The sequence below is a fragment of the Paenibacillus filicis genome, from assembly GCF_038070315.1.
GTDB lineage: Bacteria > Bacillota > Bacilli > Paenibacillales > NBRC-103111 > Paenibacillus_G > Paenibacillus_G filicis.
In genome coordinates this window covers 91,198-116,184 of the sequence record NZ_JBBPCC010000024.1, presented here as the reverse complement: position 1 = coordinate 116,184, position 24,987 = coordinate 91,198, and the positions used below count along the sequence as shown (strand labels likewise).

The window sequence follows — 24,987 nt, the reverse complement described above, 5'->3', positions numbered from 1 at the left end:
CAGTGAAGAAGGGCCAGATCTGTATACGGGGAGATCCGAGTGTTTTTCTTTATACAATAATGCTGAAAAATATAAAAATATGGTAATCTATCAATGGAGGCATATTAGTGCCTATCAACAATGACTAGGAGTTTCCCATGAACAAAATGGTATGGAATTTAAGCAAAGATCTCGATCAATTTGAGTTCGGTGATTCAAGTGCACGTGTGACGGTCTGGAAGGATCGGGAGGCATTGTTTCTTAAGAACATGAATGGAGCCTTTTTTCTCAAGGAAGAAATCCCGTATCAAGCGTTTAGTATCCAAGCCGAAGTTGCCATTCCTGAGGAAGTTGGATTTATCGGGTTCATTTTTGGATCACGTGATTCCTCTAATTTTGAATTGGTTTATCTGGGTCCTTTCGAAATTCAATATGATCCTATCATGAACGGGTCGATGACATGGCAAATTTATCATGGACCGTACTATCAAACGCCCCTACCGGATACTACGAAAGTATGGAGAAAGTTTAGAATCGACGTTCAAGAAAAAGGGGCTTGGGTCTATTTGGATGAAGATCCGGTTCCACAACTCGTGATCCCAAATCTTCAGCATGGGAAACGAGCAGGGAAAATTGGATTCTGGAATTTCGTCCCCGTTTATATCCGCGAATTGACCGTTGAGGAGATTGAGCCGAAAGCAGTGGATGAGCGGACTACTGATTTTGATCACTTAAAAGCTCAATCCTTTGTAACAGAGTGGGTAATATCCGAGCCATACTTGGGGAAGGAACGACCGGCTGAGTCGGAGTGGAAGCATGCTTTTGTTGAAGAAAATGGAACTTTAAACGTGAACAGACTTTATCCGGCTTCGAGCGGAGCCACCGTTCAAATCCAAAGTACAGTTGCTGTAGCCGAGGAGAAGAGTTCTGTTGTATCGTTTGGGTTTAGTGATCATCTTCGGCTTTGGATGAATGACGAAGCGGTGTATGATGGTTCCTGGAACTGGAGTCCTCCTAAACATGACGGGCGTATTCGTCCGGATTTCGTGAGTATTCCTGTCTCATGGCAGGCTGGTTCAAATACCATCCGAGCGGAACTTTCCTCTAATGAGAAATTTGGTTGGGGAATTTCGTTGAAAACAGGTCTGACGGAGTGAAGTTCGATTGGTGGTCACTTTCTGCATCCAGCCGTCACGGTAGGGTGACGGCTCCTCACGGACAGAAAACAGCGGCTTCCGAATCATGGAGTATTCCCTGTTAACAGAATTAGGCTTTCGGCACAACCTTGACATCCACAAAAACATACAACACAAGAAGAACAATCGCTATTGTTGTTATCGCGATAAAAACTCCTTTTAACAAAGATTGGAGCATTCCTTTTTTCCACCTCCTGGACAGGTTTTGTACGGCTTCGGCTTCTTTCAAATTCTGCTCTGTTTGGTTCATGGGCAGCTCATCGTCCATAGCCTGTAACTCGGCTTTGCAGCTATCACAAGCAGCAAGGTGTTCCTCGACCATGGCTTTCGTCTCATTACTGCAGACACCATCGTGATACAAGGGCAGCAAATCTTTGATGATGGCACAAGATATGTTCATCGAAATTCCTCCTGCAGTTGTTTTTTTGCCCTATAAAAGATCAGCCTCGCCCAGCTATCGGTTTTCCCGAACAACTCGCCGATCTGTGAGAAGGGCAGCTCTCCAAACACGCGTAAAGTAAAAACCTCTTTGTACGGCTCGTTCAGATGATGGAGCCGAATATGTAACCGACGCGCTGCGTCTTTGTCGAGAAAGCTAGTTTCTATATCCGGTGCTCGATCTGATGAACAGTCCGTATCCAGACCGGGAAGCGTACGCTTCTGTTTCTGGGACCATGAAAAATAAGTATTTTTCGCTATCTGGCAGAGCCATACGTACAACTTACACGTTCCGTTGAATCGATCAATGTTCTGCATAGCCTTGAAAAAGGTCTCCTGCGTAACTTCTTCCGCAATGGCTTCATTTCGGCTAAGAGACAGTACGTATTTGTATACATCAGAAAAGTAGTGTTTATAGATGGCATCGAAGCCTGTCACTTTGTCACCTCCTATGGATAAGACTCAAATCTATCCAAAGCGTTTCAAGATTTTTTATTTTCTTTTCATCGCTTATTCTAAGGCTGCTGGAATCTTTCATGATAAACTAGGTATAGCTATCATTTCCATATCAAATATCACAGCTTATATTGGAGTGGATTTCCATGGATTTGGAACAACGAAGGGCTTGGAATGAAACGCATAAGAGATTAACTGAAATGATCTTAGTTCCAAATGAACATCCTCGAGCGATTGAACTATTTCTCGAGCATCACGCTTTGTTGTACGCTTCGAAGATGGTGAATGGCTGCATCCATACATTAGAGGATGATGTTTGGGAGGGTCTGGAGGAACGTACATTGAGGGAGTACCCTGTACAGGCTACGGATACAAAGAACTCAATCGCATGGCATCTCTGGCATATAGCAAGAGTCGAAGACATGACGATGAATATTCTAGTTGCTGACAGCGAGCAGGTGCTGCATTCCGATCATTGGTTGCACAAAATGGACGTCAGATTCACCCACAGCGGAAACAGCATGAGTGACGAAGATATCGCAGAACTCAGCTTTCATATTGATATGGATGCTCTATTAGATTATCGGATCGCTGTAGGCAAACAAACTAGGCTGATTATTTCGTCTCTGCAACCAGGAGGGTTCAAAGATAAAGTTCAAGATCGTAGAATCCGAAGGCTGTTTGAGGAAGGGGCTATCCTTCAAGAAGCCAGCGGTATTGCTGAATATTGGAGCAAGAAGACGATTGCCGGACTTGTGCTGATGCCAGCAACAAGGCATAACTTTTTACATTTGAACAAATGCGTCCGTATCAAGGATAAGCTGCAGAAAAAGATGAAAAAATCAAACCGGCAAGCGCAAAACCCTAATAGCCGCAGCATGGGTCTATGACTCAGAATCATAGAGCAACGCTGCGGCCTATTAGACGGCAGTTATCGGTTAGTGCAATAGGATAAGATTTTATCCATATTCATAGGTATTGATGTAGCCGTGTCCACAACTAATTCTTCTTCAAAAAACGCTGGCCCCGATTCCTTATAATGTTCTTTTAACTCAGATAAATTAGTGATGAGTTGATTGGGGAGCGGATTGTTGCTTCGTTCAGAAAGCCGTGCTGACCAGATCTTTTCATCATTGCAGACACAATGTATCGTGATGAGTTCTCCGCCTCTTTCTGTAATCCACTGATCTAATTTTCTAACATCCTCAAGATTATTGAGTCCATAATCGACTATGATCGTCGCTTTTGAATCGATGATGTTGACTAGAAAGCGATAAAGAAAGTCGAAGCAGACTTTGTTTCTTGAACCGTGCTCCGGAATGAAGCCAGTTCCTCCATAGGTTTTGAGTCTACTGTTCAAGCTACTCATTACTTCGTCAACAAGACGCAAACAAATGGGAAGATGTTTCAGATCCTCATCGTAATGATGCAGCGAAAAAGGGACAGAGAACCCCCATTGATCCGTGAAACAATCGTGAGCCATTCTAAAAAATAGCTTTGTCTCGGACAAGGGCCCTGCCTCTAAAACCGAATCGGCATGAAACAGAAGACGGCTGCTCCTTCAACCCACATCCCCCCGCCGCAATCCCCTAACTGTCAACGCCGTGAAGCCGGCCGTGAACAGCATATTCATCAACATAAATGCTCCGTTCTCCACCACGTTCAAGCTCTCCTGACTCAGCACGCCCATCCCCAGCGTCAGCAGGGAGTAGGGAGAAAGGTAGCCTAGCTTAGCCACATACAACCCCAACCCCAGAAACACCGCGCACAGCGCGATGCCGACCGGGGCGGCGAAGCTGCGGATGCGCATGGACAGCATGAGCTGCACGGCGCCGATGGCGACGGAGGCAAGCCAACCCCTCAGTGCCCATCCGGGCAGCTCAGGAGGCAGGGAGTTCCCTAGTCCAAGTGTCAGTCCCGCTCCCACATACAGCCCGACAAACAACAGCTGGACGCCTGCGATCAGGACGCTTACGACCCCTAGCTTGGAGAGCACGACGCTCGCCGGAGAGACGGGGGCGGTCAGGAGGGCATTCCAATTGTGATTCATATGCTCCAGGCGGCAGACGTAGGCACAGCAGATCGCGATCAGCACGGGCAGGAAAAACTCGCCGTAGAACAGGCTGACCTGGGTCCACAGGCTGTACCAACCATTCTGCAGCACGGCTTGGTTGATGACAAAGTTGGCGCAGCCCATCAGCAGGCTGAGCACCGGAAGGACAGCCAATACGAGCCCCAGGCGGGATCTGCGCAGCTTGAGCCACTCGGCGGAAAAGGTTTGTTGCCACATCGTAACCACCTCCTACATATCCTGCCGGGAGACTTGAAGGCTTCCGGCCAAATACAGAATCACGGAAACCATCCCTACAGCCAGCAGCAAGCCGACATGGATGGAATGAAGCTCGTATTGCGCCGTTTGACCAGTATACACCATCTGTACGGGATTCAGACCGGTATAGTACGACCAGATGAGGAAGCGGCGGACAGGCTCCGGGAAGAAGCTGGCGGCCATGCCGATGAAGCCGCCAACCATGCCGAGGCAGAGGGCGAAGGCCTGGTTTCTCACGGCCAGTGAGATCCATTGCTGCAGTGCGCTGACGGCCAGATTGACCAGGATGGTTCCGCCGAGAAAGGCCAGCAGCAGGCGGATGGGGACCAGGCCCGCGAAGTCCTTGACCAGCCCGAAGGCCACCATCACCCCTGCTTGCAGCAGCACATAGTAGAGAAGCAGCAGATTGGCACAGGCGTACTTGGCGAGGTACAGCCGGCTGCGCTTGACGGCGACAGGGATCAGCAGCTTCCACGTATTTCCCTTATGCTCCATGTCGCAGACGCGGGAGATGGCGATGGCCGACATCAGGGGCAAGAACAGTCCGTTGATGGACCCGGCCATGACGAGGATGGTCTCCCACGAAGCGTTGCTGGTATTTCTGGACATGTAGATGCTTATGGACATTAGCATCCAGATCAGCTGCACCCCCAGGAATAGGGTCATCATGACCAGAATCCGCTTGCGGCGCAGCTTGTAAAATTCCAAGGCCAGCATCTGGATCACAATGTTCGCTCCCTTCCCGTCAAGTCTAGAAAAATTTCTTCTAGGCTTTTCTTATGCTCCTCAATCCGGATGACGGGAATTCCCGCACTCACCAGCAGCCGATTGGCCTCGGCAATCTGCTCGTCCTGCATGCCTTCGATATGAAGGCGCCCTTGACGATTCACGGGCTGGAACCCGCTTGCTAGCAGCAGGCTTTCCGCGGAAGCGGCATCCTGGGTTGTGAAGGATACGGAGGATTGTCCTCGGGCCTGCAGCTCGGTCAAGTCTCCTTGAAACAGCAGCTTCCCTTCATGAATAATGCCGACTGACGTGGCCATCTGCTCGATTTCCGATAACAGATGGCTGGAGATCAGCACGGTGATGCCATAGCGTCCGGGCAAGGACTTGATCAGCTCGCGAATCTCGCCGATTCCGGCCGGATCGAGTCCGTTGGTCGGCTCGTCGAGGATGAGCAGCCGGGGAAAGGCAAGCAGCGCCATGGCTATCCCCAGCCGTTGCTTCATACCGAGCGAATATTGATCGACCCGCTTGTGCTGGTGCTTCTCAAGCCGGACGATGCCCAGCGCCTCCCGGATATTCCGTTCAGGTACGCCCCGCAGCCGCTTCATCACGCGCATATTTTCCAAGCCGGTCAGGTGCCCGTAGTAGGAGGGGGATTCGATCAACGAACCGACCTGGCTGAGAATGGATATGCGGTGCTGACTTAGCTCCTTGCCGAATAAGGTGATTCGTCCGCCAGACGGCTGGGTTAGGCCGAGCAGCATTTTGAGCGAGGTGGACTTTCCGGCTCCGTTCGGTCCGAGGAAGCCGTAGATCTCGCCTTGCCTGACATTCAGATTGAGAGTGTCTACCCGGTAGACACTGTTGTACGACTTGGACAGGTTGTAGGTGGCGACCATGTATTCGGCGCTCATGTGGCTATTCAGCTCCCATTCATAGATTCTGTGCTCACCACCTACTGTAGCGTTAGCAGCTTGCGACAGGCTGACGCCAACCTTACACTAGCCTTAAATTCATCTCCCCGGCTTGTAAGAAGCAGCATACAGATTCGCGGGCATGTATAATAGGGTCAGGTGATGCTGAGTGGACATACTCAAGGACAAAAAAATATTGCTTGTGGACGATGAGCCGGAGATCAGGCAGATGGTGGAGATGTTTTTACGCAAGGAAGGCTTTTACCGGATTTATTCAGCGCCGGACGGGGAATCGGCGTTGTCGATCTGCCGGCTGGAAAAGCCGGATATCGCGATTCTGGATGTGATGCTTCCAGACCTGGATGGCTTCGCGGTGCTGACACGAATCCGGCAGTTCTCCCAGCTGCCAGTGCTGTTTCTGTCGGCGAGGGGTGAGGACGAAGACAGGCTGCTGGGGCTTGGACTCGGAGCGGACGACTATCTTGTGAAGCCTTTCTTGCCCCGCGAGCTGATCCTGAGGCTGCTGGCGATTCTGAAGCGTGTATATGCACCGGTCGTCTCCGAGAGCCTGCCTTGCTTCCAACTGGGCGGATGGGTGGTGGATCTGGAACTGGCGATGGTGACCCGTGATCGGGAGGAAATTCCGCTGACGCCCAAGGAGCGGGGGCTGCTGGTCAAGCTGTATGAGAACCAGGGTCGGATCGTCACAACCGATGCCCTCTGTCAGTCGGTCTGGGGGGATGATGCGTACAGCTACGAGAATACGCTGATGGTGCACATCCGGCGCATCCGGGAGAAGATCGAGCGAGATCCCTCGAAGCCCAAACATCTGCTTACGGTCAGAGGACTCGGATATAAGCTGCAGGTAAAGGAGTAACTCGGGATGGACGGCATGATCCGCATATTGAGGCGATTCATCGGGATTACCCTGCTGATGTTCGCCCTCTTAGTCATCGTAAACCTGGTGCTGCTGGGGACGTTGATTTTCAAGGGAATGAATGAGGGGCAGTCTCCCGGTGCGGTGGTGAAAGAAACGGCGCAGGCGCTAAGCCGGGAAGGGGGCGACTATCGGCTGAGTAGCAGAGAAGAGGAACGGCTGAATCAGGCGGAGGCTTGGGCTATGCTGATCGGCCCGGATGGCCAAGTGGCGTGGAGATATAAGCTGCCGGAGGAAATCCCCCTCTCGTACAGCTTGATAGATGCGGCCAAGTTTTCCCGTCATTACTTGATGGAATACCCCGTGTACAGTTGGGAGCATCAGGACGGTCTTCTGGTGGTCGGCTACCCGAAAACCAGCTATGCGAAGTACCAGTTCATGTTTCCGGTTAGCTGGGTCAGTACACTGCCGCTTAGGTCGCTGCTGCTGCTGGCAGGCAACATCGTATTGGCCTTGCTGCTGTCGGTGCTGATCGGCACACGGATGGTACGTGCGATCAAGCCGCTAGTTGCAGGCATTCACGGCCTAGCCAAGGAAGAGCAGGTGCATGTCGAACCGGGTGGGGTGCTGAACGATCTGGCTCAAAGCATCAACCATACCTCCGGGATACTTCAGGCCAAGAATAAAGCGCTCAAAGCCAAGGATGAGGCCCGCTCGAATTGGATCGCGGGGATTTCTCACGATATCCGCACACCGCTGTCTATGGTGCTCGGCTATGCCAGTGAGCTCGAGGAGCACGGGGAACTGCCTGAGGAACAGCGGCAGTATGCGGGTATTATCCGCAAGCAGGGGGAGAAGCTCCGCTCACTCGTGCAGGACCTGAATCTCGTGTCCATGCTGGAGTATGATATGCAGCCGCTGCATGTTAAGCGGATGAGACTGTCCGCGGCCGCCAGGCAGACGGTATCCGACTTTCTAAATCAGGGGCTGGATGCCCGATATTCGATTACGCTGCACATAACGGATGAGAGCATCGCTGTTAAGGCGGATGAGAAGCTGCTGCTGAGAGCGATTGCCAATCTGGTGCAGAACAGCGTCCGCCATAACCCGCAGGGCTGTGAGATCCGCATCGAAGCCGCCCTGCAGCCTGGAGGCGTCACGTGCCGCTTGAAGGTAACGGATAACGGCCGCGGCATCCCACCGGAGGAGTTATCCGGTCTGCTGGAGCTGCCGTATGCCTCGTCCCGCAAACGCCTCGCCGCTAACGGTCATGGACTCGGACTGCCCATGGTGGCTAGAATTGCCCAGGCTCACCATGGACGACTCATACTCCGCAGCGGACCAGGTCAAGGGCTGGAGGCTGTACTGGAGCTGCCGGCTCTACAGAGCGCAGGCTAGCAAGTCCATGCTTTCTTCTATTATAGAGTGGGCCTTCTCCGGTCAGATGAGCGGGGAGGGCTTTTGCGCTAGGGTATGAATGACGTCCCCGGCGAATGGCTTGCCTAGAAACGGCCGACTACCGTTCCTTGCGCCCTCAGCAGCTGTTTCTTTTCTTCCGACGTTTCGAAGGCATCGAGAATAGAGGAAAGCAATCCGGGAAAACGTAATTCCAGATCCTCCGTTCGCAAGGACAGAAGACGCTGTGTACCCTGGACACGGACCTTGATGATGCCAGCTTCCCGCAAGGTGCGGGCGTGATGGGATAGTGTGGATTTGACGACAGGCACCGAGATATCCCCGCAGGTGCACTCCTGGTTGTTGCGGAGCTCTGAGACGATTAGCAATCGGATCGGATCGCTTAAAGCATACAGGACAGAGGATAAATGCAAGTCTGCTACGTCCGGATGGAATAGAACTTTCATGAGAGAGAGCCTCCTCTTTGTAAAGCTTTTATGATTGCATTATACCACAACGCATGCTATATTAAATACAATTATTCGATGACAATCGAACTTTCGAAATAAAGAAAGAGGAGGAGAACCATGAATAACCATGCTGTACATGACACAACTCAGGCAGCGGGGAAACCAAGCGTGATGAAGGAAGGGATCGTCCTCTCCCTGCTGGGGGTTGCGATCGTGCTCGTCATCATGAATACGATGATGTTCAATCTGGCCTTACCGGACGTTGCCGAAGCTTTTCAATTATCTGCTGCTTCCACCTCGTGGATCGTCACCGGCTATTCCATCGTATTCGCGATCTCATCGATCACGTATAGCCGATTGGCCGACTTCATTCCGATCCGCAGGCTATTCATTATCGCTATTCTGTCGCTAAGCCTCGCGGCTATCGCCGGGTTGTTCAGCAACAGCTTCATCATGCTGCTGCTCGTCCGTATTCTTCAAGCTACGGGAGCAGGTGCGATCCCGGCCCTGTCCCTGGTGTTGATCTCCCGCTACATCCCGCTGGAGAGACGGGGGAAGGCGATGGCGCTGATTATGTCGTCCGTATCGCTCGGCCTTGGCCTCGGTCCGGTCGTCGGCGGAGCAATTGTTGAATTTCTGGGCTGGCATGTTTTATTCGTCGTCACCGGGATAACGATACTGTTGGTTCCTTTATTCGCCGCGCTGATTCCTAAGGAAGAATCGCAGCAAGGCTCATTCGACGCGCTGGGCGCACTTTTCATTAGTGTTGGAACGACGGGGCTTCTTTTATTCCTGACAAGTCATTCCCCGGTCGCATTGATTGCCGGGTTGGTCTCGCTTATTTTGTTCGTGCTTCGCATTCGTTCTGCCAAGGAGCCTTTCGTACTCCCGTCACTCTTTGCGAACCGATCGTATCTGGTGCTCGGCGCGGTCGGGATTGCAGCTTACCTGTGCAGCTTCGCGACACTGTTTCTAATGCCGCAAATTCTCGTGAAGCAGTATGGCCTGAGCGCGATCCAAACCGGCCTGATCATCTTCCCTGGGGCCTTCCTCGCGATGCTGGTGTCCAGGAGCGTAGGTCGCTTCATCGATAATCGCGGCAACAGCTCCATCATCCGGGTTGCGCCTCTGATGATGCTCGCCTCGGTGGTCTTGTTCGCCTTGTTCGAGCGAACTTCGTTTGTGGCCATTCTGGTTATTTATATGCTGATGAGCACGAGTTTCACCGCCTTATCGAGCAGCATCTCCAATGAAATGTCCAGAATTCTGGAGCCTGAGCAGATTGGGTCGGGACTCGGCTTGTTCCAGCTCCTTCAATTTTTCACCGGAGCGTTCGGTGTGGCGGCGACAGCCAGCGCGCTTGTCCTGCAGAAGGATCTGCCGTTGGCCAGTGCCTATAGCAATATTTATTGGGGCCTGACCGTTATCGTTATTTTGTCCATTATCTGTGCAGTTGTGTACCTGCGTTCGGCGTGGCGTTCCGTCCAAGCTTCTTAAGACTTATGATATGTGAAAGCTCAAGAGCCCTGATGTATGGGGTGGCTTGAGCTTTTTTGGTATGTTTTTTTTTCGCAAATCTCAATTTTGTTCATGGCGTTATGCCTCTGAGTTCTTATATAATGGGAATCCGGTCAGGTGATGATCGGGTGTATATCATAGACAAGCCTGTATCCCTTCAAAAACGGGCAGTGGTATAATAAATTCCGACAGAGGTCTTGAACAAAAAGAGGGGGAAGGCAATTGTTTCGAAAAGTGGCATTCAAGCGGCGCAGCATCATTGTGACCTGGCTGTTATCCTATATCGCGATATTGCTTGTTCCGGTATTACTGAGCATTGTCATGTACACCCAGATGAATCAGACGATTGTGGATGAGATTAACCGCTCCAACAGCCTTATCCTATCCAAAGTCCAGACGGATATGGATAATCAGCTTCAGGATATTAACCGGCTCAGTGTTGAAATCGGTTACAATCCGCAGGTGCAGGAGCTGCTATCGATTGGCGAGCCATTGAGGACTGAACAATATTTTTCGATCTACAAGGCCTTTGAGAACTTGAAGGTATTCCAGGCCTCTAGCCGTTCGGCTCATTTCCTGGTGTATTTTCGTGCTATCGACACGATCATTACGCCGGACAGCAGCAATACGAGCGAAGTGATATTCAATAATTTGTACCCTGGGGAGCGGTCTTCCTATACGGCATGGATGGAGAAGCTTAATCATTACTACAGCGGCGAATATGTGTCCCTGGGGGAAGGGGAGAGCCGGATGAACGAGCTGGCCTATATCCGGTCGATTCCCATCGGAAGGACTGGGGTCAGCCTGGGCAGCGTTGTTATATTCCTGGACCCAGATAGGTTCTGGGTGAAGGATGGGGCGGATTATATTCATAGCGGTGCTGCGGTCATTCTGGATCAGAACAATCGGGTCGTAGCCTCTTCAGAGCCAATGGCCGAGCCGGTCCCGGTGAGCTACAGCGAGCTTACGGAGCAGAGCGGGATGGTCAAGGCCCGCTGGAAGGGCCAGGAGACGGTCGTCTCGTACATAAGCTCCGGAGCGACCGGATGGAAGTATATGATCCTGATGCCGCGCCATGTATTCTGGGATAAGTCGGAATCGATCAAGAAATCGACTGCCATCGGCCTGCTCGCGTGTCTGATTGTCGGTGGCGGCCTATCCTACGCCTTTGTCCGTAGAAATTATTCACCCGTTCGCGGGATGATGGAGCTGCTCCAAGGGCGGAAACACACTGCCGACCCGGATAAGGTGCCGGGCAACGAATACGAGTTCATGCGTCAGGCCATCAGCTCTACGCTGATGGAGAATACCGATATGAGCAGCAGGCTATGGCGGCAGAAAAGCTTTATGCGCGGCTACTTTCTGGAGAAGCTGCTTAAAGGCAGGAGTAGTGCCGTGCCACTAGAGCCATCGCTGGAAGCATACGGGGTGAGGTTTGCATCCGATGCGTTTGCCGTCATGATTTTGAACGTGGAGGAGGATCAGGACCTGTCATATCCGCTGATCCGTTTTGCGATGATGAACGTGACAGAGGAGTGGGCAGGCCGGATGCATCAAGGCTTCATGACGGAAATCGATGACCTGCTCGTCTGCCTGATCAATCTGACAGGCCAAGACACGGAGGCGTGGAAGGAGCAGCTGGCCGGAATCGCCGCCGGGGTGGCCGGCTTCATGGGCAATTACTACCACGTCGCTGTATCCATCTCCGTCAGCAGTCCGCATTATACGGTTGTCGGTATTTCCCGGGCCTATGAGGAGGCGCTGGAGGCGATGGAATATCAGAGCATCTATGGCGTGAAGGATATTATGCACTATGATGATATGGACATCCCGCGTGCCAAGGAGGAGTATTATTATCCGCTAGAGAAGGAGCAGGCACTGATGAATTGCATCAAAACGGGGGACTATGCCAGCGCAGAGGCCATCGTGGATGCTGTGTTCAAGGATAACCTGGAGCAGCGTAAGCTGCCGCTGAAGATTGCCAAATGCTTATTCGTTGACTTGGTCAGTACGATGCTGAAGACGATTCATGAGGCAGGCAGTCATTATGACAGCTCGTTCCTGGAAGAGCTCAATCCAATCGAGCAGCTGCTGAATTGCCATACGGTCAGTGAAATGAAGCAGCAGCTCAAGGATATTCTGCAGAGCTTCTGCAGCTATATTGCGCAGGAGCAGGGCAGCAGACGGACAATGGAAATTCTGCAGAGTATCATGGAGACGGTCCACAGCCAGTATCGGGATCTCAATCTAAGTATCGCTTCCATCGCGGAACAAATCGGACTGCATCCCGCTTACGTCTCCAAGCTGTTCAAGGAACGGAGCGGGGGCTCGCTGCTCGATTATATCGGGAAAATCAGAATCGAGCAGGCGAAGGTCATGATGAAGGAACAGACGGCGACGATGGAGCAAATCTCGCTGTCGGTAGGGTATTCGAATGTCCGCACCTTCCGGCGGGCATTTGCCAAGTATGAGGGGGTCACGCCGGGGAAATACGCGGATTTACTGGAATAAGCGTTAGGGGGCATGGATATCGATACCATGGCTCCTTCTTCGTTTTTGTCCCTCTATAGCCGGAAATGTCCTGGAAGAATGGATAAGCCTAACCGGCGGATCAGAGGAAGATTTTACATTTTGACCCCTGATCTTGTAATCTGACTCTTTAGCTCAGACGGGTTTGCTTCTATACTTGGCACAAGGTTGACCCCAACAGCGGCAACCGCAATTACCGTAATCAGGAACATACAATCAGAGGAGGGGCAGCATGAACAAATGCACAGCGTGGATTTCATCATTAACAGCCGTAGTAATGCTCGCAGGAGTATCGGCTGGATGTTCGCAAGGAGGCGCGAAGGGGGAGCCGGGCGCACCAGGACCAGGAGGTCAGACGGGTCCGGCCGCTGCGGAGCAGGGAACAGGCTATCCGATCCCAGGCGGCGTCAAATTGAAATACTGGACTCACCTGCCGGCTAATACATCGGCGATCGCCAAAAATCTGGGCGAGACCGAATTTGCCAAGGAGCTGAAGAAACGCACCGGCATCGAAATCGAATACATCCATCCGGCCGCAGGCAAGGAGGATGAACAGCTGAATCTGATGATTGCCTCCGGCGATCTTCCGGATATTATCGAATACGATTGGACGAAGTATCCCGGCGGACCGGAGAAGGCCATCTCAGATAAAATCATCACCAAGCTGAATAGTCTGCAGGATCAGTATGCGCCTAACTGGTCCGGGTATTTGAAGCAGCATCCCGATATCGAGAAGATGGTCAAAACCGATGAGGGGAGCTACTATTCCTTCCCGTTTATCCGCGGCGATCAGGCGCTGCTGGTGTCTGCCGGTCCCATCATGCGGAAGGATTGGCTGGATGATCTGGGTCTGGCGGCACCGACAACGATGGATGAATGGTACACCGTTTTGAAAGCGTTTAAAGAAAAGAAAGGTGCGGTCACGCCGTTCAGTCCGTACTGGAACTTTCAGAATAGTGTTCTATCCTGGGGAACCTTCGTCGGCGCTTACGGCATAACGAAGGGCTTCTACGTCGATGACGGCAAGGTCAAATACGGGCAGATCGAGCCAGCCTACAAAGATTTCGTGGTGACGATGAACCGGTGGTTCAAGGAGAAGCTGCTGGACAATAATTTCGCGACACTGGACACCAAGACCGTGGATGCCAATATTTTGGACGGCAAATCGGGGGCGACCGTCGCCAGCGCCGGAAGCGGCGTAACCAAATGGATGACGACGATGAAGGACAAGGATCCTAAATTCCAGGTGATGGGTGTGCCGTATCCCGTGCTGAAGAAGGGGGATAAGCCGCAGTTCGGACAGTATTCGCTTCCGTTCGTCGGCTTCGGTTCAGCGGTCTCGGCGAGCAGCAAGCACAAGGAGGCGGCTGTCAGATTTCTGGATTACTTATACGGTGAGGAAGGGCAGAGACTGGCGAATTTCGGAATTGAAGGAGCCAGCTATACGATGGAGAACGGCAAGCCGAGATTCACGGACCTGATCATCAACAATCCGAATAAGCTTCCGCAAAGTCAGGCCATGGCCAAGTACACCTTATCCCATGACATGGGGCCCTTCGTTCAGCGTGGGGATGTGAATCAGACGATGAATCCCGTGCCGACTGAAGCGGTTCGCACATGGGCAGACACCGATGCGGCCAAGCATTTCCTGCCGCCCATATTTGTCGCGCCCGATCAGAGAGAAGCGATGGCCAAGATCATGAATGAAGTAACGACCTACGAGAATGAGATGCTGTTGAAGTTTATCATGGGCACGGAGCCGCTGGACAACTTCGACAAGTACGTGCAACAGATGAAAAAGCTCGGTATCGAGAAGGCCGTGGAGATGCAGCAGGCAGCCTTCGAGCGCTATAGCAAGCGTTAAAAGGACCATGCCGGTGGTTGGAGCCTAACGGCTCCCCCGGCATCCTAACGTAACGACGAGCAGGAAGCAGGGAGTGGTTGACGACATGAATGTATCTTCATCACGATGGCAAGAGCTGGAAAGACCGGCAGGCAGCGAGAGGGAAAGTCTGGGGCAGAAGCTCCGCAAGGACTGGCTGAGACATTACCCGCTGTATCTCATCGTTTCACCCGTACTCATCTATTACTTGGTGTTCCATTATGTGCCCATCTACGGCGCGATCATTGCCTTCAAGGATTATGTGCCTACGAAGGGAATCCTGGGCAGTCCTTGGGTGGGCTTCAAGCATTTTCAAGCGTTTTTCGACAGCTATTATTTCTGGAGGATTTTGAAGAATACACTCGTGATCAGCTTGACTTCGCTTGTATTCGGGTTCCCCGCCCCGATACTTCTCGCGTTGTTGATCCATGAGGTCAAGAGCCGTCTGTTCTCCAGATTCGTGCAAACCTTAACGTATATGCCGCATTTCGTATCGCTAGTCGTGGTTTGCGGTCTGATCATCGACTTTACGATGGACAACGGAATTGTCAATTCAGTGATTGGCATGCTCGGCGGGGAGAAGGCTACGCTGCTGAACTATCCGTCGAATTTCGTCCCGCTCTATGTGATCTCCGAGATCTGGCAGGAGGTGGGCTGGGGATCGATTATTTATCTGGCGGCGATGGGATCGATCGATCCGCAGCTGTACGAGGCGGCGACGATTGACGGCGCCAACCGGTGGAAGCAGACGCTGCATGTAACCCTGCCGGGCATCGCGGCGACGATCATCATCCTGCTGATCCTGAAGGTCGGGGGCATCCTCAGCGTAGGCTACGAGAAAATTATATTGCTGTACAACCCGGCGATTTACGAGACTTCCGATGTCATCTCTACCTTTGTATACCGGAAGGGCTTGCAGGAATTTAACTGGAGCTTTAGCTCGGCGGTAGGACTGTTCAATTCAACGATTAATTTCCTGCTGCTGGTGGGTGCCAACTGGGTCAGCAAAAAAATAAACAATTCCGGCTTGTGGTAGGAGGGCTTGAGCTTGAAGGAAAGCGCAGGAAGAAGAGCATTTCGCCTCTTGAACGCCATCGTCTTATCGCTGCTGTCGCTAGTGACCGTCTATCCGATTCTCTATGTGGTATTGGCATCGTTCAGCAATCCGGCCGAGTTTCTGGCTCATCGGGGCCTGCTGATCACGTCCCTAGGGTTTTCTTTGGATGCCTACCGGCTCGTATTGTCCAATACCATGATTCTTCACGGCTATGTGAATACGATCATCGTTGTCGTGTCCGGCGTAGCCCTCAATCTGCTGATGACTTCGCTCGGAGCCTACTTTCTCTCGCGTAAGGGCATGCTCTGGCGAGACCCGATCATGTTCCTGTTCGTCTTCACGATGTTCTTCAGCGGCGGACTGGTGCCTTATTACTTAACCGTAAGGGGTCTGGGTCTGGATAATTCGTACTGGGCGCTTATTATTCCCACCGCTGTCAACACGTTCAACCTGATTCTCATGCGCACGTCCTTCCTCGGCATTCCCGATGAGATCGAGGAATCCGCCAAGCTGGACGGAGCTTCTCATCTGACGATACTGTTCCGCATCTTCCTGCCCTTGTCGATGCCTGTCGTCGCGGTAATGATTCTATATTATGGCGTCGGACACTGGAATGCGTGGTTCAACGCGATGCTGTTCATCCGGGACCGGGATCTGTACCCGCTGCAGCTCGTCCTGCGCGAGATTCTCGTGCAGAACGATACGAATGCGATGCTCGTCGGCACGGACTCCTTCGATAAGGGCTTGGTGGCGGAGACGCTGAAATATGCCGTGATCGTGGTGGCTACTCTGCCGGTGCTGGCGTTGTATCCGTTCCTGCAGAAATATTTCGTCAAGGGCATGATGATCGGCGCATTAAAAGGCTAAGCAGGCCAGCGAAAGGAGCCAGTCATGAACGAAAAGTTGGAGAAGGGCAAATCTTTGTCGGAGGCGGGGGTGACCGATCCGGCTCAGGTCATCCGGATCGTCGCTGGTCGGATGCTGGACACCCGCCCCCGGGAACCTGTGCGGCTGAGGCCTTATCTGCAGCAGCCGATCCGCCAGAAGTCTTCATTCGGACCGTATGAGGGGGACTTCGCCGCCTGCTGGCCGGATGCCAAGCAGGGCTCCGCTGCGTATGCGGCAGCGCGCTTCTATGCAAGCCGCGACCAGGACGTCATGCTCACGGCGGGCGGAGTGCGGAAGCTGTGGCTCAATCACGAGCTGCTGCTGAGCTGTCCGGAAGAGATCGAACGGCCAGTAGCGCGGGAAGGTGCCGGTCCAGACGACTCTATCCGAATTCCCGTGCGGATGAGAAAGGGCTGGAACGAGCTACTGCTGACAAGCGTCCAGGACTTGGCGGGCTGGGGGTTTAAGCTCACGATCGCATTCCCGAGATATCCGGGGATGTGGGCCAAGGACTACTTGTTCGCCACGCGTCCAACCTTTCCCCAGAAGGAGCTGCAAGGGGAGGAAGGCTTTGCGTACATCGGTCCGTTCGATCCGGGGGCGCAATCGTTAAGCGAGGCTTCTCTGCTGGACCGGTTGGAGTTTGCGAATCTGCCGGAGGCCGATGGCGTTGATGAGAGCGCTTGCGAAGCGGTCTGGCAGCCGGTCGTATCGGCGCAGCCGCCATCCGGCTTGACCGATCTGTGCGAGCTTTACGGAGAAGCAGCAGCCTGTGCGTATGCTTTGACCTGCTATGATGCGGGGAAAGCCGGACTGCTCCTGAGCCTTCGATGGACAGGCGCGGTCGTTGTCTGGATCGGGGGAAGGGAGGTATACCGTTCGATAGATGGAGGCGTGCAGGCGATCCCGATTCCGCCTGGAACGGCGGAAGGGCAGGTGCTCGTGAAATGTGTACGCACGGCTGCAGATTGGAGCCTTGGGGCGGAGGTTATCGATACATGCACCGGCCGGCGGGCAGAGATATTGCCCATGCTCGACACGGGGCGCGGGGATGGGGCGCACTGGCTCCATATCGGGCCCTTCGGCGACCGGGAACCCGACCCGGACCCTCTGCTCTTGCTGGATCAGTGTTTTGCCGTGGAGAAGGAGATCCGCTTCGATCGGCCGTATCCGTCCGGTGAGCCTGGGCGCTCTGTCTACTGGAGGCTCTCGGCTCCGGGTACCCTGGTCAGGCCGTACCGGGACGGATTTTTTTTCGGACAGTGGTTCTATGCGATCCAGGTCGGTCTGTACGGCCTGCTGAAGGCAGCGGAAACGATCGGCGAAGCGGAACTGCGGCAGTACGCCCTGGATAGCACCTCCGCGCTGGGGCAGTATCACGACTACGCTCTATGGGATGCGAAGGAATACGGCGTGCCTTCTTTGCTCCCCAGAGCCGAGCGTTTGGAAGAGCTGGACCCGTGCGGAGCGGCAGGTGTGATGCTGCTCGAATGCTATGAGCGTACCCGAGACCCTGTGCTGCCCCCTGTTATCGGACGGTTGGCCGATACGGTGATGAAGGTCGTGCCGCGTATGGAGGACGGAACCTTTTACCGGATAGAGACGCTGTGGGCGGACGATTTCTTCATGAGCTGTCCGTTTCTCATCAGGATGGGAAGGTTTACCGGCGAGGAACGCTATTACACGGAAGTTATCCGTCAGGCAGGCGGCTTCCACAGCCGTCTCTGGATGCCGGATAAGCGGCTGTATGCGCATATTTACTTTCCTTCTCAAGGCGTTAACAGCGGAGTGCCCTGGGGACGCGGGAACGGCTGGGTGATGCTGGCCCTGACGGAGATTCTGCTGTATCTCCCCGAGGAGCATCCGGAGCGGGAGCTGATGCTGGCGATGCTCAGGAATCTGGCCGCAGGCATCGCCGCCTATCAAGCCGATTCCGGACTCTGGCATCAGGTACTGGATGAACGGGATTCCTATGAAGAAACCTCGTGTACGGCGATGTTCGTGGCCGCAATCGCCAGAGGGATTCGCCTCGGATGGCTGGATGCCGCGTTGCTGGCGAGTGTCCGGCGAGGATGGGAAGGATTGTTGAGCGCTTGCCTGGATAGCGAGGGCAACGTGTACGGGGTGTGTCTGGGTTCTGGCTGTTCGATGGAAGCTGCCTATTATGAAGACATACCGACCTATATCAACGACGACCATGGGACCGGTATCGTGCTGTTGGCCGCATCGGAGATGCTCCAATTGGCGGAATGGTCCATCCCAGGCGTACATGAACATGGAGGGGTAAATCATGAAACGGTATAAAACAAAGCTGCTTACGCTGCTGATTCTGCTGCTGATGCTTCCTTCGAACAGCCAGTGGGCTTATGGCTTCACGGGCGGCCCCCTAACCGAGTCAAGCGCCAAGCCCCTCTTCAAAGTCAAGCAGGTGACGGAAGTGGCTCCAGCCTTTGCGGGCAATCCGGTTGGCTTATCCTGGCTGACCTACGGAGGCTACCAGTATGTTGCTTTCTACGATCCCGACCGTCAGTTAACTGTGGGGAAAAGAGACCTCACATCTACGGCATGGCAGTTCCACAAGCTAGATGAATATGTGGCGCTTGACGCGCATAATTACGTCACGCTGACTGTGGACAGCGAAGGGTACCTGCATATGTCGGGAAATATGCATGTGGACCCGCTGAAGTATTGGAGAACCGCCATCCCAGGTGATATCGACAGCTTCGTGCGGATCAGCTCCATGGTCGGCACCGAGGAGAGCAGCGTGACCTATCCGTTATTTATGAAGCTGCCTGACGGAAGATTGCTGTTCTCCTACCGGAACGGGTCCAGCGGCAACGGCAATCAGCTGATCAACGTCTACAACACGGCTTCCCGTACTTGGTCGAGGTTTCTCGCTGCCCCCATGTTTGACGGTGAATCGCTGAGAAGTGCCTACACGTCGGCGACAAAACTGGGGCCGGACGGGAAGTTTCATATGGGCTGGGTATGGAGAGATACGCCAGGTGCAGAGACCAATTCGAGGCTGTCCTACGCACAAAGCCCGGATCTGCAGAATTGGACGGCCAGCTCCGGCCAGCCCGTGCAGCTCCCGATTACTTATGCGAGAGGGGAGGTGGTAGACCCTGTCCAGCCGAAATCCGGGATGTTGAATAATGTCAAGTTGGGTTTTGATTCCGCGGGCCGTCCCGTGCTGACCTATATCAAATTCGATAGAGAGGGGGATACCCAGATTTACTCCAGCCGACGGAATGCGGCAGGCTGGCAATCGTATCAGATGACCGACTGGACTGGCCGCTGGGATTTTAACGGGGGAGGCAGCTTGCCGAATCTCATCTCCATGGGCAGCGTGGAGTACATGGGGCCGGAACTCGGCTTATGGATGAAGTTCAGCCATACTGGCCAGCCTGGCGGCGGCAGACAGCAAGCCTATCTGCTGGATGAAGCTACCTTGCAGCCGAAGGCGCAGCCTGTGCTGATCTATCCCGATGAAGTGGGGAAGGTCCAGTCCGCCATTCCCGGCATGAAGGTGAATCTGCTGGAGGATTATTCGCAGCTCCAGTCGAGCGGGAAAGTATTCCTGCTGCGCTGGGAGACGCTGGATGCGGCCCGGGATATCGTCAAGCTGGAGGATCTGCCCCGCGATCAAAAGCTGCAGCTCATCGAGCTGGAGAAAAACTACAGCGAGCTGAAGCTCCCGGTGAACGGGGCTCCGGCCTGCCAGGAAGCGTCCGGGCCGTACATATGCCCGGCGCCTTATGCGCCCGGTAAATCCCGGACAGCATCCGCCAACGCTTTTTTCCAAAGCTTGAATTACGATCAGTCCCTGGAGCTCAAGCAGATTGAGCCTTGGGTACAGAACGGGCAGTACACGGAGGCCGCGCATCAGCTGAGAAATGTGATGAAAAACAGAACGCAGCCGGCCTATCGGGTTAACCCTATGTCGCATCCAAGCCCGCCCGCGTTACCGGTCAAGGATGCGGCAGGGGAAGATATGCTCAAGCATCGCTTTGCATGGAGCGGACTGACACGCACCGCTTCATATGATATCCGGACCTGGTGGCCTTATCCCAAGGAGATGGCGGTTTGCTGGAATGCTGACTTGCAGTTCGATACGTGCAACCCGATCGGCTACGATGAGCTGGAGCGGATCAGCCCGATCGCGGGATGGTACAACCGGCTGAATGCGTGGACCCATCTCGGTACGCTGGGCAAGGCCTATTTCACAACCCGGAACCCCGAGTATGCGCGACAGTGGGCGCATGATATGATGGATTGGATCTATGATAATCCGGTGCCCGCGAAGCTGCAGGATCAGGGACCGTGGAGCGTATCGGCAGCAGGCATCCGGCTGTCCGGCCCGCTGATTGATCATATTCATCAATTCCTGGATGCGCCTGAAGTAAATGACGAGGAGTTTTCGGCGCTTCTGCAAGCGCTGTCTCAGACTGCCGATCTATTGACCGGCTATGAGCCGGGTCCTCTGGATGGGGGAGTTGTGATCGGGAGAGTGGCCGCAGCGCTTCAAGCCGCCGGGACATTGTTCCCTGAGTTCGCCCATGCTTCCGCCTGGAAGCAAAGAGCTGACAATCTGTACCTGCTCTCGTTCTCCGCTCCGCGTGTAGGAGCCTATGCTTCCCAGTCGCATGGCACATTTCCCGTATCCCGATTGATCGATGGCAATGTGAATACGTTCTGGTCGACACCGACCAGCAAAACGAATGTGACGCAATGGGTTTATCTCGACCTCGGGCAGAAGCTGCAGGTGGGCCAGGTCAGGCTCGCTCCCCGTCAGGAAGCCGGGTATGGCTTCCCGGTAGACTTCATGCTGGAATACAGCGGGGATGCGGTCAACTGGGCACAGGTGCCAGGGCAGAGCTATAGCGGATATCCAAATCCGGGCAAGCAACTGCAGACGTTTACGTTCACAGAGCCGGTGCCTGCCCGCTACATCCGGTTAACCGTAACCAAGCTGGGGAAGGACAATAACCTGGACTATGTGCTGCAGCTGGGAGAGTTTTGGGCGGACTACAAGCTTACGCCTGCAGGTAACGAAGAGCCTCCTGCCGATACGGTTCCTCCCAAACTGACAGAGGTCACCAGAGTTAGCGATACCCGGCTGATTGTAACGTTGAGCGAAAGCTCGGTGAATTTGAACCAGCCTCATGACGGAGGGTTTACCGTGTCGGAGACGGGCAATACGTCCGTGCAATATCCTGTCACCTCCGTCGCCCAGGGAGAGGATAACCGGCATGTGGTGTTAACGGTAGCCGATATGGGGGAATCCGCGCTAACGGGTGTGACCGTGACCTATACCGCCGGCGGCCATGGCCTGATCACTGATCTAGCCGAGAATCCGCTCGCTACGGACACGGTGGGAGTAACGGTCCCTGCCTGGGAGACGCCGGGACAATTGCACCAGGCTCCGCGCATAGGAGCAGGCGCCTCGCAATCGCATCCGCTCTTCCCTGTGGAGCGACTGATCGACGGCAACCTTCAGACGTTCTGGTCGACGCCGACCAGCTTGACGAGCGTAACCCGGTCGGTCTATCTGGACATGGGGCAGATCTTGCCTGTGAAGCAGGTAAGGCTGGCTCCGAGAGCTGACCGTGGCTACGGGTTCCCCGTCGATTTTCAGATCGAAGCCAGCACGGATGCGTTGAATTGGACAGTCGTGCCGGGACAGTCGTATACCGGGTATCCGAATCCGGGGCCTGCGGTTCAGACCTTTTCCTTCGCGGAACCCGTGTCTGCCCGTTATATCCGGATCTATGCGACTGGATTAGGTATAGATAATAACCGTGACTATGTATTCCAGCTCGGAGAGCTGTGGGCGGACTATATCCGCTCGCCGTAGCAACCGGTAAACGATACAGGGAGAGGTTAATCGATGTCCAAAGCATGGAAGGCCAACTGGCTGACGGATGAGCCGTTCGGCGAACTCGCGAAGCTTCATCCATTTCACAAGGAAATGAGCCCTGTAAGCGCCATGACGCATCGGGAAGATTTGCTTCATCATCATTGGCTGGTCCGGGGCGTATTCCGCATAGAGGAGGCGGAGCTTGCATCCGGACTTGCATCCGGCCCGATCGTTCTGGATATTTCGGCGGATGATTACTACAAGCTCTATATCAACGGGCATTTCGTCGCCCAAGGACCGGCGCAGAGTGAAGCGGATCATTATTATTACAACCGACTGGAGGTCGGAGAGTTTCTCCAGCCGGGACCTAATGTGATCGCCGTTCATGTGTATTACCAAGGCCTGCTCAATCGTGCATGGAACAGCGCTGACTACAGACAGGGCCTCATCGCCGAGCTGACGGCAGGCGGGCGTATGATCGCAGTGTCGGACGGTACCTGGAAGGCCCGGCGGGCAGAGGATAACCAGCCGGGAGATATATTCGGCTATGACACGCAATTCACCGAGCATATCGATGCCCGCAAGACGGAGCGAGGCTGGCGTGAGCTTGACTTTGACGACTCTTCCTGGTCTGAGGCCCACGTCAGCAAGCAGACGGACTACGTATTCATCGAGCAGCCGACACCTGCATTGACGGTGTATCACAAGCTTCCCCAAGCCGTAACCCAGCTCGGACCGGATCGTTATCTGATCGATTTTGGCGAGGAAATCACGGGGCAATTCACGATGGAAGCATCGGGCCGGGCCGGGGACACGATTGAAATCCGCTGCGGCGAGGAGCTGGAGGAGGACGGACTGTCCGTAAGGTTCCAACTGCGCTGCAATTGCCTGTATCGGGATCTATGGACACTATCGGGCAGGCACGACCGATTCGAGAGCTACGATTACAAAGGCTTTCGTTATGTGGAGGTAGCGGGTGGAGAGCTGGCTGTCGACCCTGACTCCTTCGGAGCGGTCGTCAGACATTATCCGCTCGAGGAGGATAACTGCCGGTTTCACAGCTCGGATGAACGGATGAACGCCATCTTTCAGATCTGCAAGAACGGGGTGAAGGCTGGTGCGCAGGAACATTATGTGGATTGCCCGACGCGAGAGAAGGGGCAGTACCTGGGGGACAACACGGTCATCGGGCATTCCCATATGCTGTTGAGCGGCGATTTCCGGCTGTATCGCAAGACTATCGGGCAGTTTGCCCGCAGCTCCACGTTGTGTCCGGGCTTGATGGCCGTCGTTCCGGGGCATTTCATGCAGGAGATTGCCGACTTCTCGCTCCAATGGCCCGGGCAAGTGCTGGAATATTACCGGTACAGCGGTGATCTGGACTTTGTTCGGGACATGTATCCTCATGCGAAGAGGCTGCTGGAGCATTTCCGCCAGTATGACCGGGGAGACGGGCTGCTGCATGAGATCACCGATAAGTGGAATCTGGTGGACTGGCCCAGGGAGCTTCGCGACGGCTACGACTTCGAGCTAGCCAAGCCGATTGGCCCGGGCTGCCATAACGTGATCAATGCCTTCTATCTCGGCTGTGTACGCAGCGTGGACGAAATGGGTGAGATTCTGGGTATGCCCATTGAGTCTGAGCTTCCCCGCCTGAAGCAGCGATTCCTCGAGGTCTTCTACGACCCGGCGCTCCGGCTGTTCAGAGATGCGGAGGGCAGCGGGCATCACGCGCTTCACTCCAATACGCTTCCGCTGCTGTTCGGGCTGGCTCCCACCGAGTCCGTCCCCGCTGTGGTGGAGCTGATCCGCGGTAAAGGCTTTTCCTGCGGCGTATACTTCGCCTACTTCGTGCTTCGAGCCCTGGCCCAAGCGGGGGAGCACGCCCTGATGACGGAGCTGCTGTTGTCGGAGGAACAGCGTTCATGGGGCAATATGGTGAAGGAGGGGGCCACCGCTTGCTTCGAGGCTTGGGGCAAGGACCAGAAGTGGAACACAAGTCTCTGCCATCCGTGGGCGAGCGCTCCCGTTCCGGTATTGATCGAAAATATCATCGGGCTGAAGCCGTCCAAGCCGGGCTGGAAGGAGATTTCCTTTGCTCCCCGTCTTCCTGAGGCATGGAAGAGCTTCTCTCTGCAATTGCGTGTGCCTACGGGATGGATCCGTCTAAGCTATGATCATGGGCAATGGACCGAGGAGTTTCCCGATAAGGTCCGGGTCATCCGCTGCTGATGTCTTTTGGCTCCTTATGTGTATGATCCAGCGGTACCGATGAGGCTGTCCGTGCTGTCAATAACAACAACGGGAGCGGGCGTCTCGGATGGCTCGAATGGAGCAGCGGGATCGGTCAGACCAAAAATCCGGCCGAATACGGTAAGGTTTGGACGACAATCAGTCCCTAGTTCAATTCAACACAGGATTACCCTACCCTAGGGTGATCCTGTGTTTTTTTCTTTATATGATGGTTGGCACG

At 54.1% G+C, this 24,987-nt stretch carries 19 protein-coding genes; 12 read left to right on the top strand and 7 right to left on the bottom strand.

The genetic code is table 11. The features are described 5' to 3' along the window. The first annotated feature begins 137 nt into the window (after window positions 1-137). Window positions 138-1,136 carry a hypothetical protein gene (locus WMW72_RS28665; protein WP_341419015.1) on the top strand — a complete coding sequence of 333 codons (999 nt, stop codon included), beginning with the start codon at window positions 138-140 and terminating at the stop codon, window positions 1,134-1,136. Between the two features lie 109 nt (window positions 1,137-1,245). Here the strand turns inward: WMW72_RS28665 and WMW72_RS28660 are convergent, their stop codons facing one another. Beyond that, on the bottom strand, window positions 1,246-1,575 hold the full coding sequence (locus WMW72_RS28660; protein ID WP_341419014.1) for a zf-HC2 domain-containing protein: 330 nt from the start codon (window positions 1,573-1,575) through the stop codon (window positions 1,246-1,248). Further along, entirely contained in the window at window positions 1,572-2,051 is a 480-nt protein-coding gene (locus WMW72_RS28655; RefSeq protein WP_341419013.1) for an RNA polymerase sigma factor, read from the bottom strand. Before WMW72_RS28655 ends, WMW72_RS28660 begins: the two co-directional genes overlap by 4 nt. A 164-nt stretch (window positions 2,052-2,215) precedes the next feature. Here WMW72_RS28655 and WMW72_RS28650 point away from each other — a divergent pair, with 164 nt between their 5' ends. Then, window positions 2,216-2,959 carry a DinB family protein gene (locus WMW72_RS28650; protein WP_341419012.1) on the top strand — a complete coding sequence of 248 codons (744 nt, stop codon included), beginning with the start codon at window positions 2,216-2,218 and terminating at the stop codon, window positions 2,957-2,959. Window positions 2,960-3,000: 41 nt separating this feature from the next. On the opposite strand, the gene WMW72_RS28645 is transcribed toward WMW72_RS28650, so the two are convergent. From WMW72_RS28645 to WMW72_RS28630, 4 genes are read right to left on the bottom strand one after another with little or no spacing between them, the layout of a single operon-like run. After that, complete coding sequence (locus WMW72_RS28645) at window positions 3,001-3,579, bottom strand: hypothetical protein (RefSeq protein WP_341419011.1); 579 nt, start codon at window positions 3,577-3,579, stop codon at window positions 3,001-3,003. 51 nt (window positions 3,580-3,630) lie between these two features. Next, entirely contained in the window at window positions 3,631-4,359 is a 729-nt protein-coding gene (locus WMW72_RS28640; protein ID WP_341419010.1) for an ABC transporter permease, read from the bottom strand. Window positions 4,360-4,371: 12 nt separating this feature from the next. Further along, window positions 4,372-5,115, bottom strand: a complete 744-nt coding sequence (locus WMW72_RS28635) for an ABC transporter permease (protein ID WP_341419041.1) — start codon at window positions 5,113-5,115, stop codon at window positions 4,372-4,374. Window positions 5,116-5,120: 5 nt separating this feature from the next. After that, window positions 5,121-6,038 carry an ATP-binding cassette domain-containing protein gene (locus tag WMW72_RS28630; RefSeq protein WP_341419009.1) on the bottom strand — a complete coding sequence of 306 codons (918 nt, stop codon included), beginning with the start codon at window positions 6,036-6,038 and terminating at the stop codon, window positions 5,121-5,123. 169 nt (window positions 6,039-6,207) lie between these two features. Here WMW72_RS28630 and WMW72_RS28625 point away from each other — a divergent pair, with 169 nt between their 5' ends. Both WMW72_RS28625 and WMW72_RS28620 read left to right on the top strand, forming a co-directional pair. Further along, a complete protein-coding gene (locus tag WMW72_RS28625; protein WP_341419008.1) occupies window positions 6,208-6,915 on the top strand; it encodes a response regulator transcription factor in 708 nt (235 codons plus the stop codon). 6 nt (window positions 6,916-6,921) lie between these two features. Continuing rightward, the gene (locus tag WMW72_RS28620) at window positions 6,922-8,313 is read left to right on the top strand and encodes a sensor histidine kinase (protein ID WP_341419007.1); all 1,392 of its coding nucleotides are present in this window, start codon (window positions 6,922-6,924) and stop codon (window positions 8,311-8,313) included. A 104-nt stretch (window positions 8,314-8,417) separates the two neighbouring features. Here WMW72_RS28620 and WMW72_RS28615 read toward each other — a convergent pair whose 3' ends face one another. Then, window positions 8,418-8,777, bottom strand: coding sequence for an ArsR/SmtB family transcription factor (locus tag WMW72_RS28615; RefSeq protein WP_341419006.1), 360 nt, complete (start codon window positions 8,775-8,777; stop codon window positions 8,418-8,420). Between the two features lie 120 nt (window positions 8,778-8,897). Between WMW72_RS28615 and WMW72_RS28610 the strand changes: the two genes are divergently transcribed. The 8 genes from WMW72_RS28610 to WMW72_RS28575 all read left to right on the top strand — a co-directional run bounded on the left by WMW72_RS28610 (window position 8,898) and on the right by WMW72_RS28575 (window position 24,746). Next, window positions 8,898-10,277 (top strand): MFS transporter, encoded by a 1,380-nt coding sequence (locus tag WMW72_RS28610; protein WP_341419005.1) that lies wholly within the window; start codon window positions 8,898-8,900, stop codon window positions 10,275-10,277. A 243-nt stretch (window positions 10,278-10,520) separates the two neighbouring features. Further along, on the top strand, window positions 10,521-12,809 hold the full coding sequence (locus WMW72_RS28605; protein ID WP_341419004.1) for a helix-turn-helix domain-containing protein: 2,289 nt from the start codon (window positions 10,521-10,523) through the stop codon (window positions 12,807-12,809). 250 nt (window positions 12,810-13,059) lie between these two features. Then, a complete protein-coding gene (locus WMW72_RS28600) occupies window positions 13,060-14,691 on the top strand; it encodes an extracellular solute-binding protein (protein WP_341419003.1) in 1,632 nt (543 codons plus the stop codon). Window positions 14,692-14,776: 85 nt separating this feature from the next. Then, complete coding sequence (locus WMW72_RS28595; RefSeq protein ID WP_341419002.1) at window positions 14,777-15,745, top strand: ABC transporter permease; 969 nt, start codon at window positions 14,777-14,779, stop codon at window positions 15,743-15,745. 6 nt (window positions 15,746-15,751) lie between these two features. After that, window positions 15,752-16,633 (top strand): carbohydrate ABC transporter permease, encoded by an 882-nt coding sequence (locus WMW72_RS28590; protein WP_423227612.1) that lies wholly within the window; start codon window positions 15,752-15,754, stop codon window positions 16,631-16,633. A gap of 24 nt (window positions 16,634-16,657) precedes the next feature. Further along, entirely contained in the window at window positions 16,658-18,958 is a 2,301-nt protein-coding gene (locus WMW72_RS28585) for a glycoside hydrolase family 88/105 protein (protein WP_341419000.1), read from the top strand. Then, the gene (locus tag WMW72_RS28580) at window positions 18,945-22,511 is read left to right on the top strand and encodes a BNR-4 repeat-containing protein (protein WP_341418999.1); all 3,567 of its coding nucleotides are present in this window, start codon (window positions 18,945-18,947) and stop codon (window positions 22,509-22,511) included. The genes WMW72_RS28585 and WMW72_RS28580 overlap by 14 nt, the downstream gene beginning before the upstream one ends. A 33-nt stretch (window positions 22,512-22,544) precedes the next feature. Next, window positions 22,545-24,746, top strand: a complete 2,202-nt coding sequence (locus tag WMW72_RS28575) for a family 78 glycoside hydrolase catalytic domain (RefSeq protein ID WP_341418998.1) — start codon at window positions 22,545-22,547, stop codon at window positions 24,744-24,746. Window positions 24,747-24,987: the final 241 nt, after the last annotated feature.

Coding starts and splice junctions, on each gene's coding strand:
- WMW72_RS28620 (WP_341419007.1), top strand. CDS start 6,922: ATGGACGGCATGATCCGCATATTGAGGCGATTCATCGGGATTACCCTG.
- WMW72_RS28630 (WP_341419009.1), bottom strand. CDS start 6,038: ATGAGCGCCGAATACATGGTCGCCACCTACAACCTGTCCAAGTCGTAC.
- WMW72_RS28610 (WP_341419005.1), top strand. CDS start 8,898: ATGAATAACCATGCTGTACATGACACAACTCAGGCAGCGGGGAAACCA.
- WMW72_RS28650 (WP_341419012.1), top strand. CDS start 2,216: ATGGATTTGGAACAACGAAGGGCTTGGAATGAAACGCATAAGAGATTA.
- WMW72_RS28640 (WP_341419010.1), bottom strand. CDS start 4,359: ATGTGGCAACAAACCTTTTCCGCCGAGTGGCTCAAGCTGCGCAGATCC.
- WMW72_RS28575 (WP_341418998.1), top strand. CDS start 22,545: ATGTCCAAAGCATGGAAGGCCAACTGGCTGACGGATGAGCCGTTCGGC.
- WMW72_RS28665 (WP_341419015.1), top strand. CDS start 138: ATGAACAAAATGGTATGGAATTTAAGCAAAGATCTCGATCAATTTGAG.
- WMW72_RS28660 (WP_341419014.1), bottom strand. CDS start 1,575: ATGAACATATCTTGTGCCATCATCAAAGATTTGCTGCCCTTGTATCAC.
- WMW72_RS28585 (WP_341419000.1), top strand. CDS start 16,658: ATGAACGAAAAGTTGGAGAAGGGCAAATCTTTGTCGGAGGCGGGGGTG.
- WMW72_RS28595 (WP_341419002.1), top strand. CDS start 14,777: ATGAATGTATCTTCATCACGATGGCAAGAGCTGGAAAGACCGGCAGGC.
- WMW72_RS28635 (WP_341419041.1), bottom strand. CDS start 5,115: ATGCTGGCCTTGGAATTTTACAAGCTGCGCCGCAAGCGGATTCTGGTC.
- WMW72_RS28615 (WP_341419006.1), bottom strand. CDS start 8,777: ATGAAAGTTCTATTCCATCCGGACGTAGCAGACTTGCATTTATCCTCT.
- WMW72_RS28600 (WP_341419003.1), top strand. CDS start 13,060: ATGAACAAATGCACAGCGTGGATTTCATCATTAACAGCCGTAGTAATG.
- WMW72_RS28580 (WP_341418999.1), top strand. CDS start 18,945: ATGAAACGGTATAAAACAAAGCTGCTTACGCTGCTGATTCTGCTGCTG.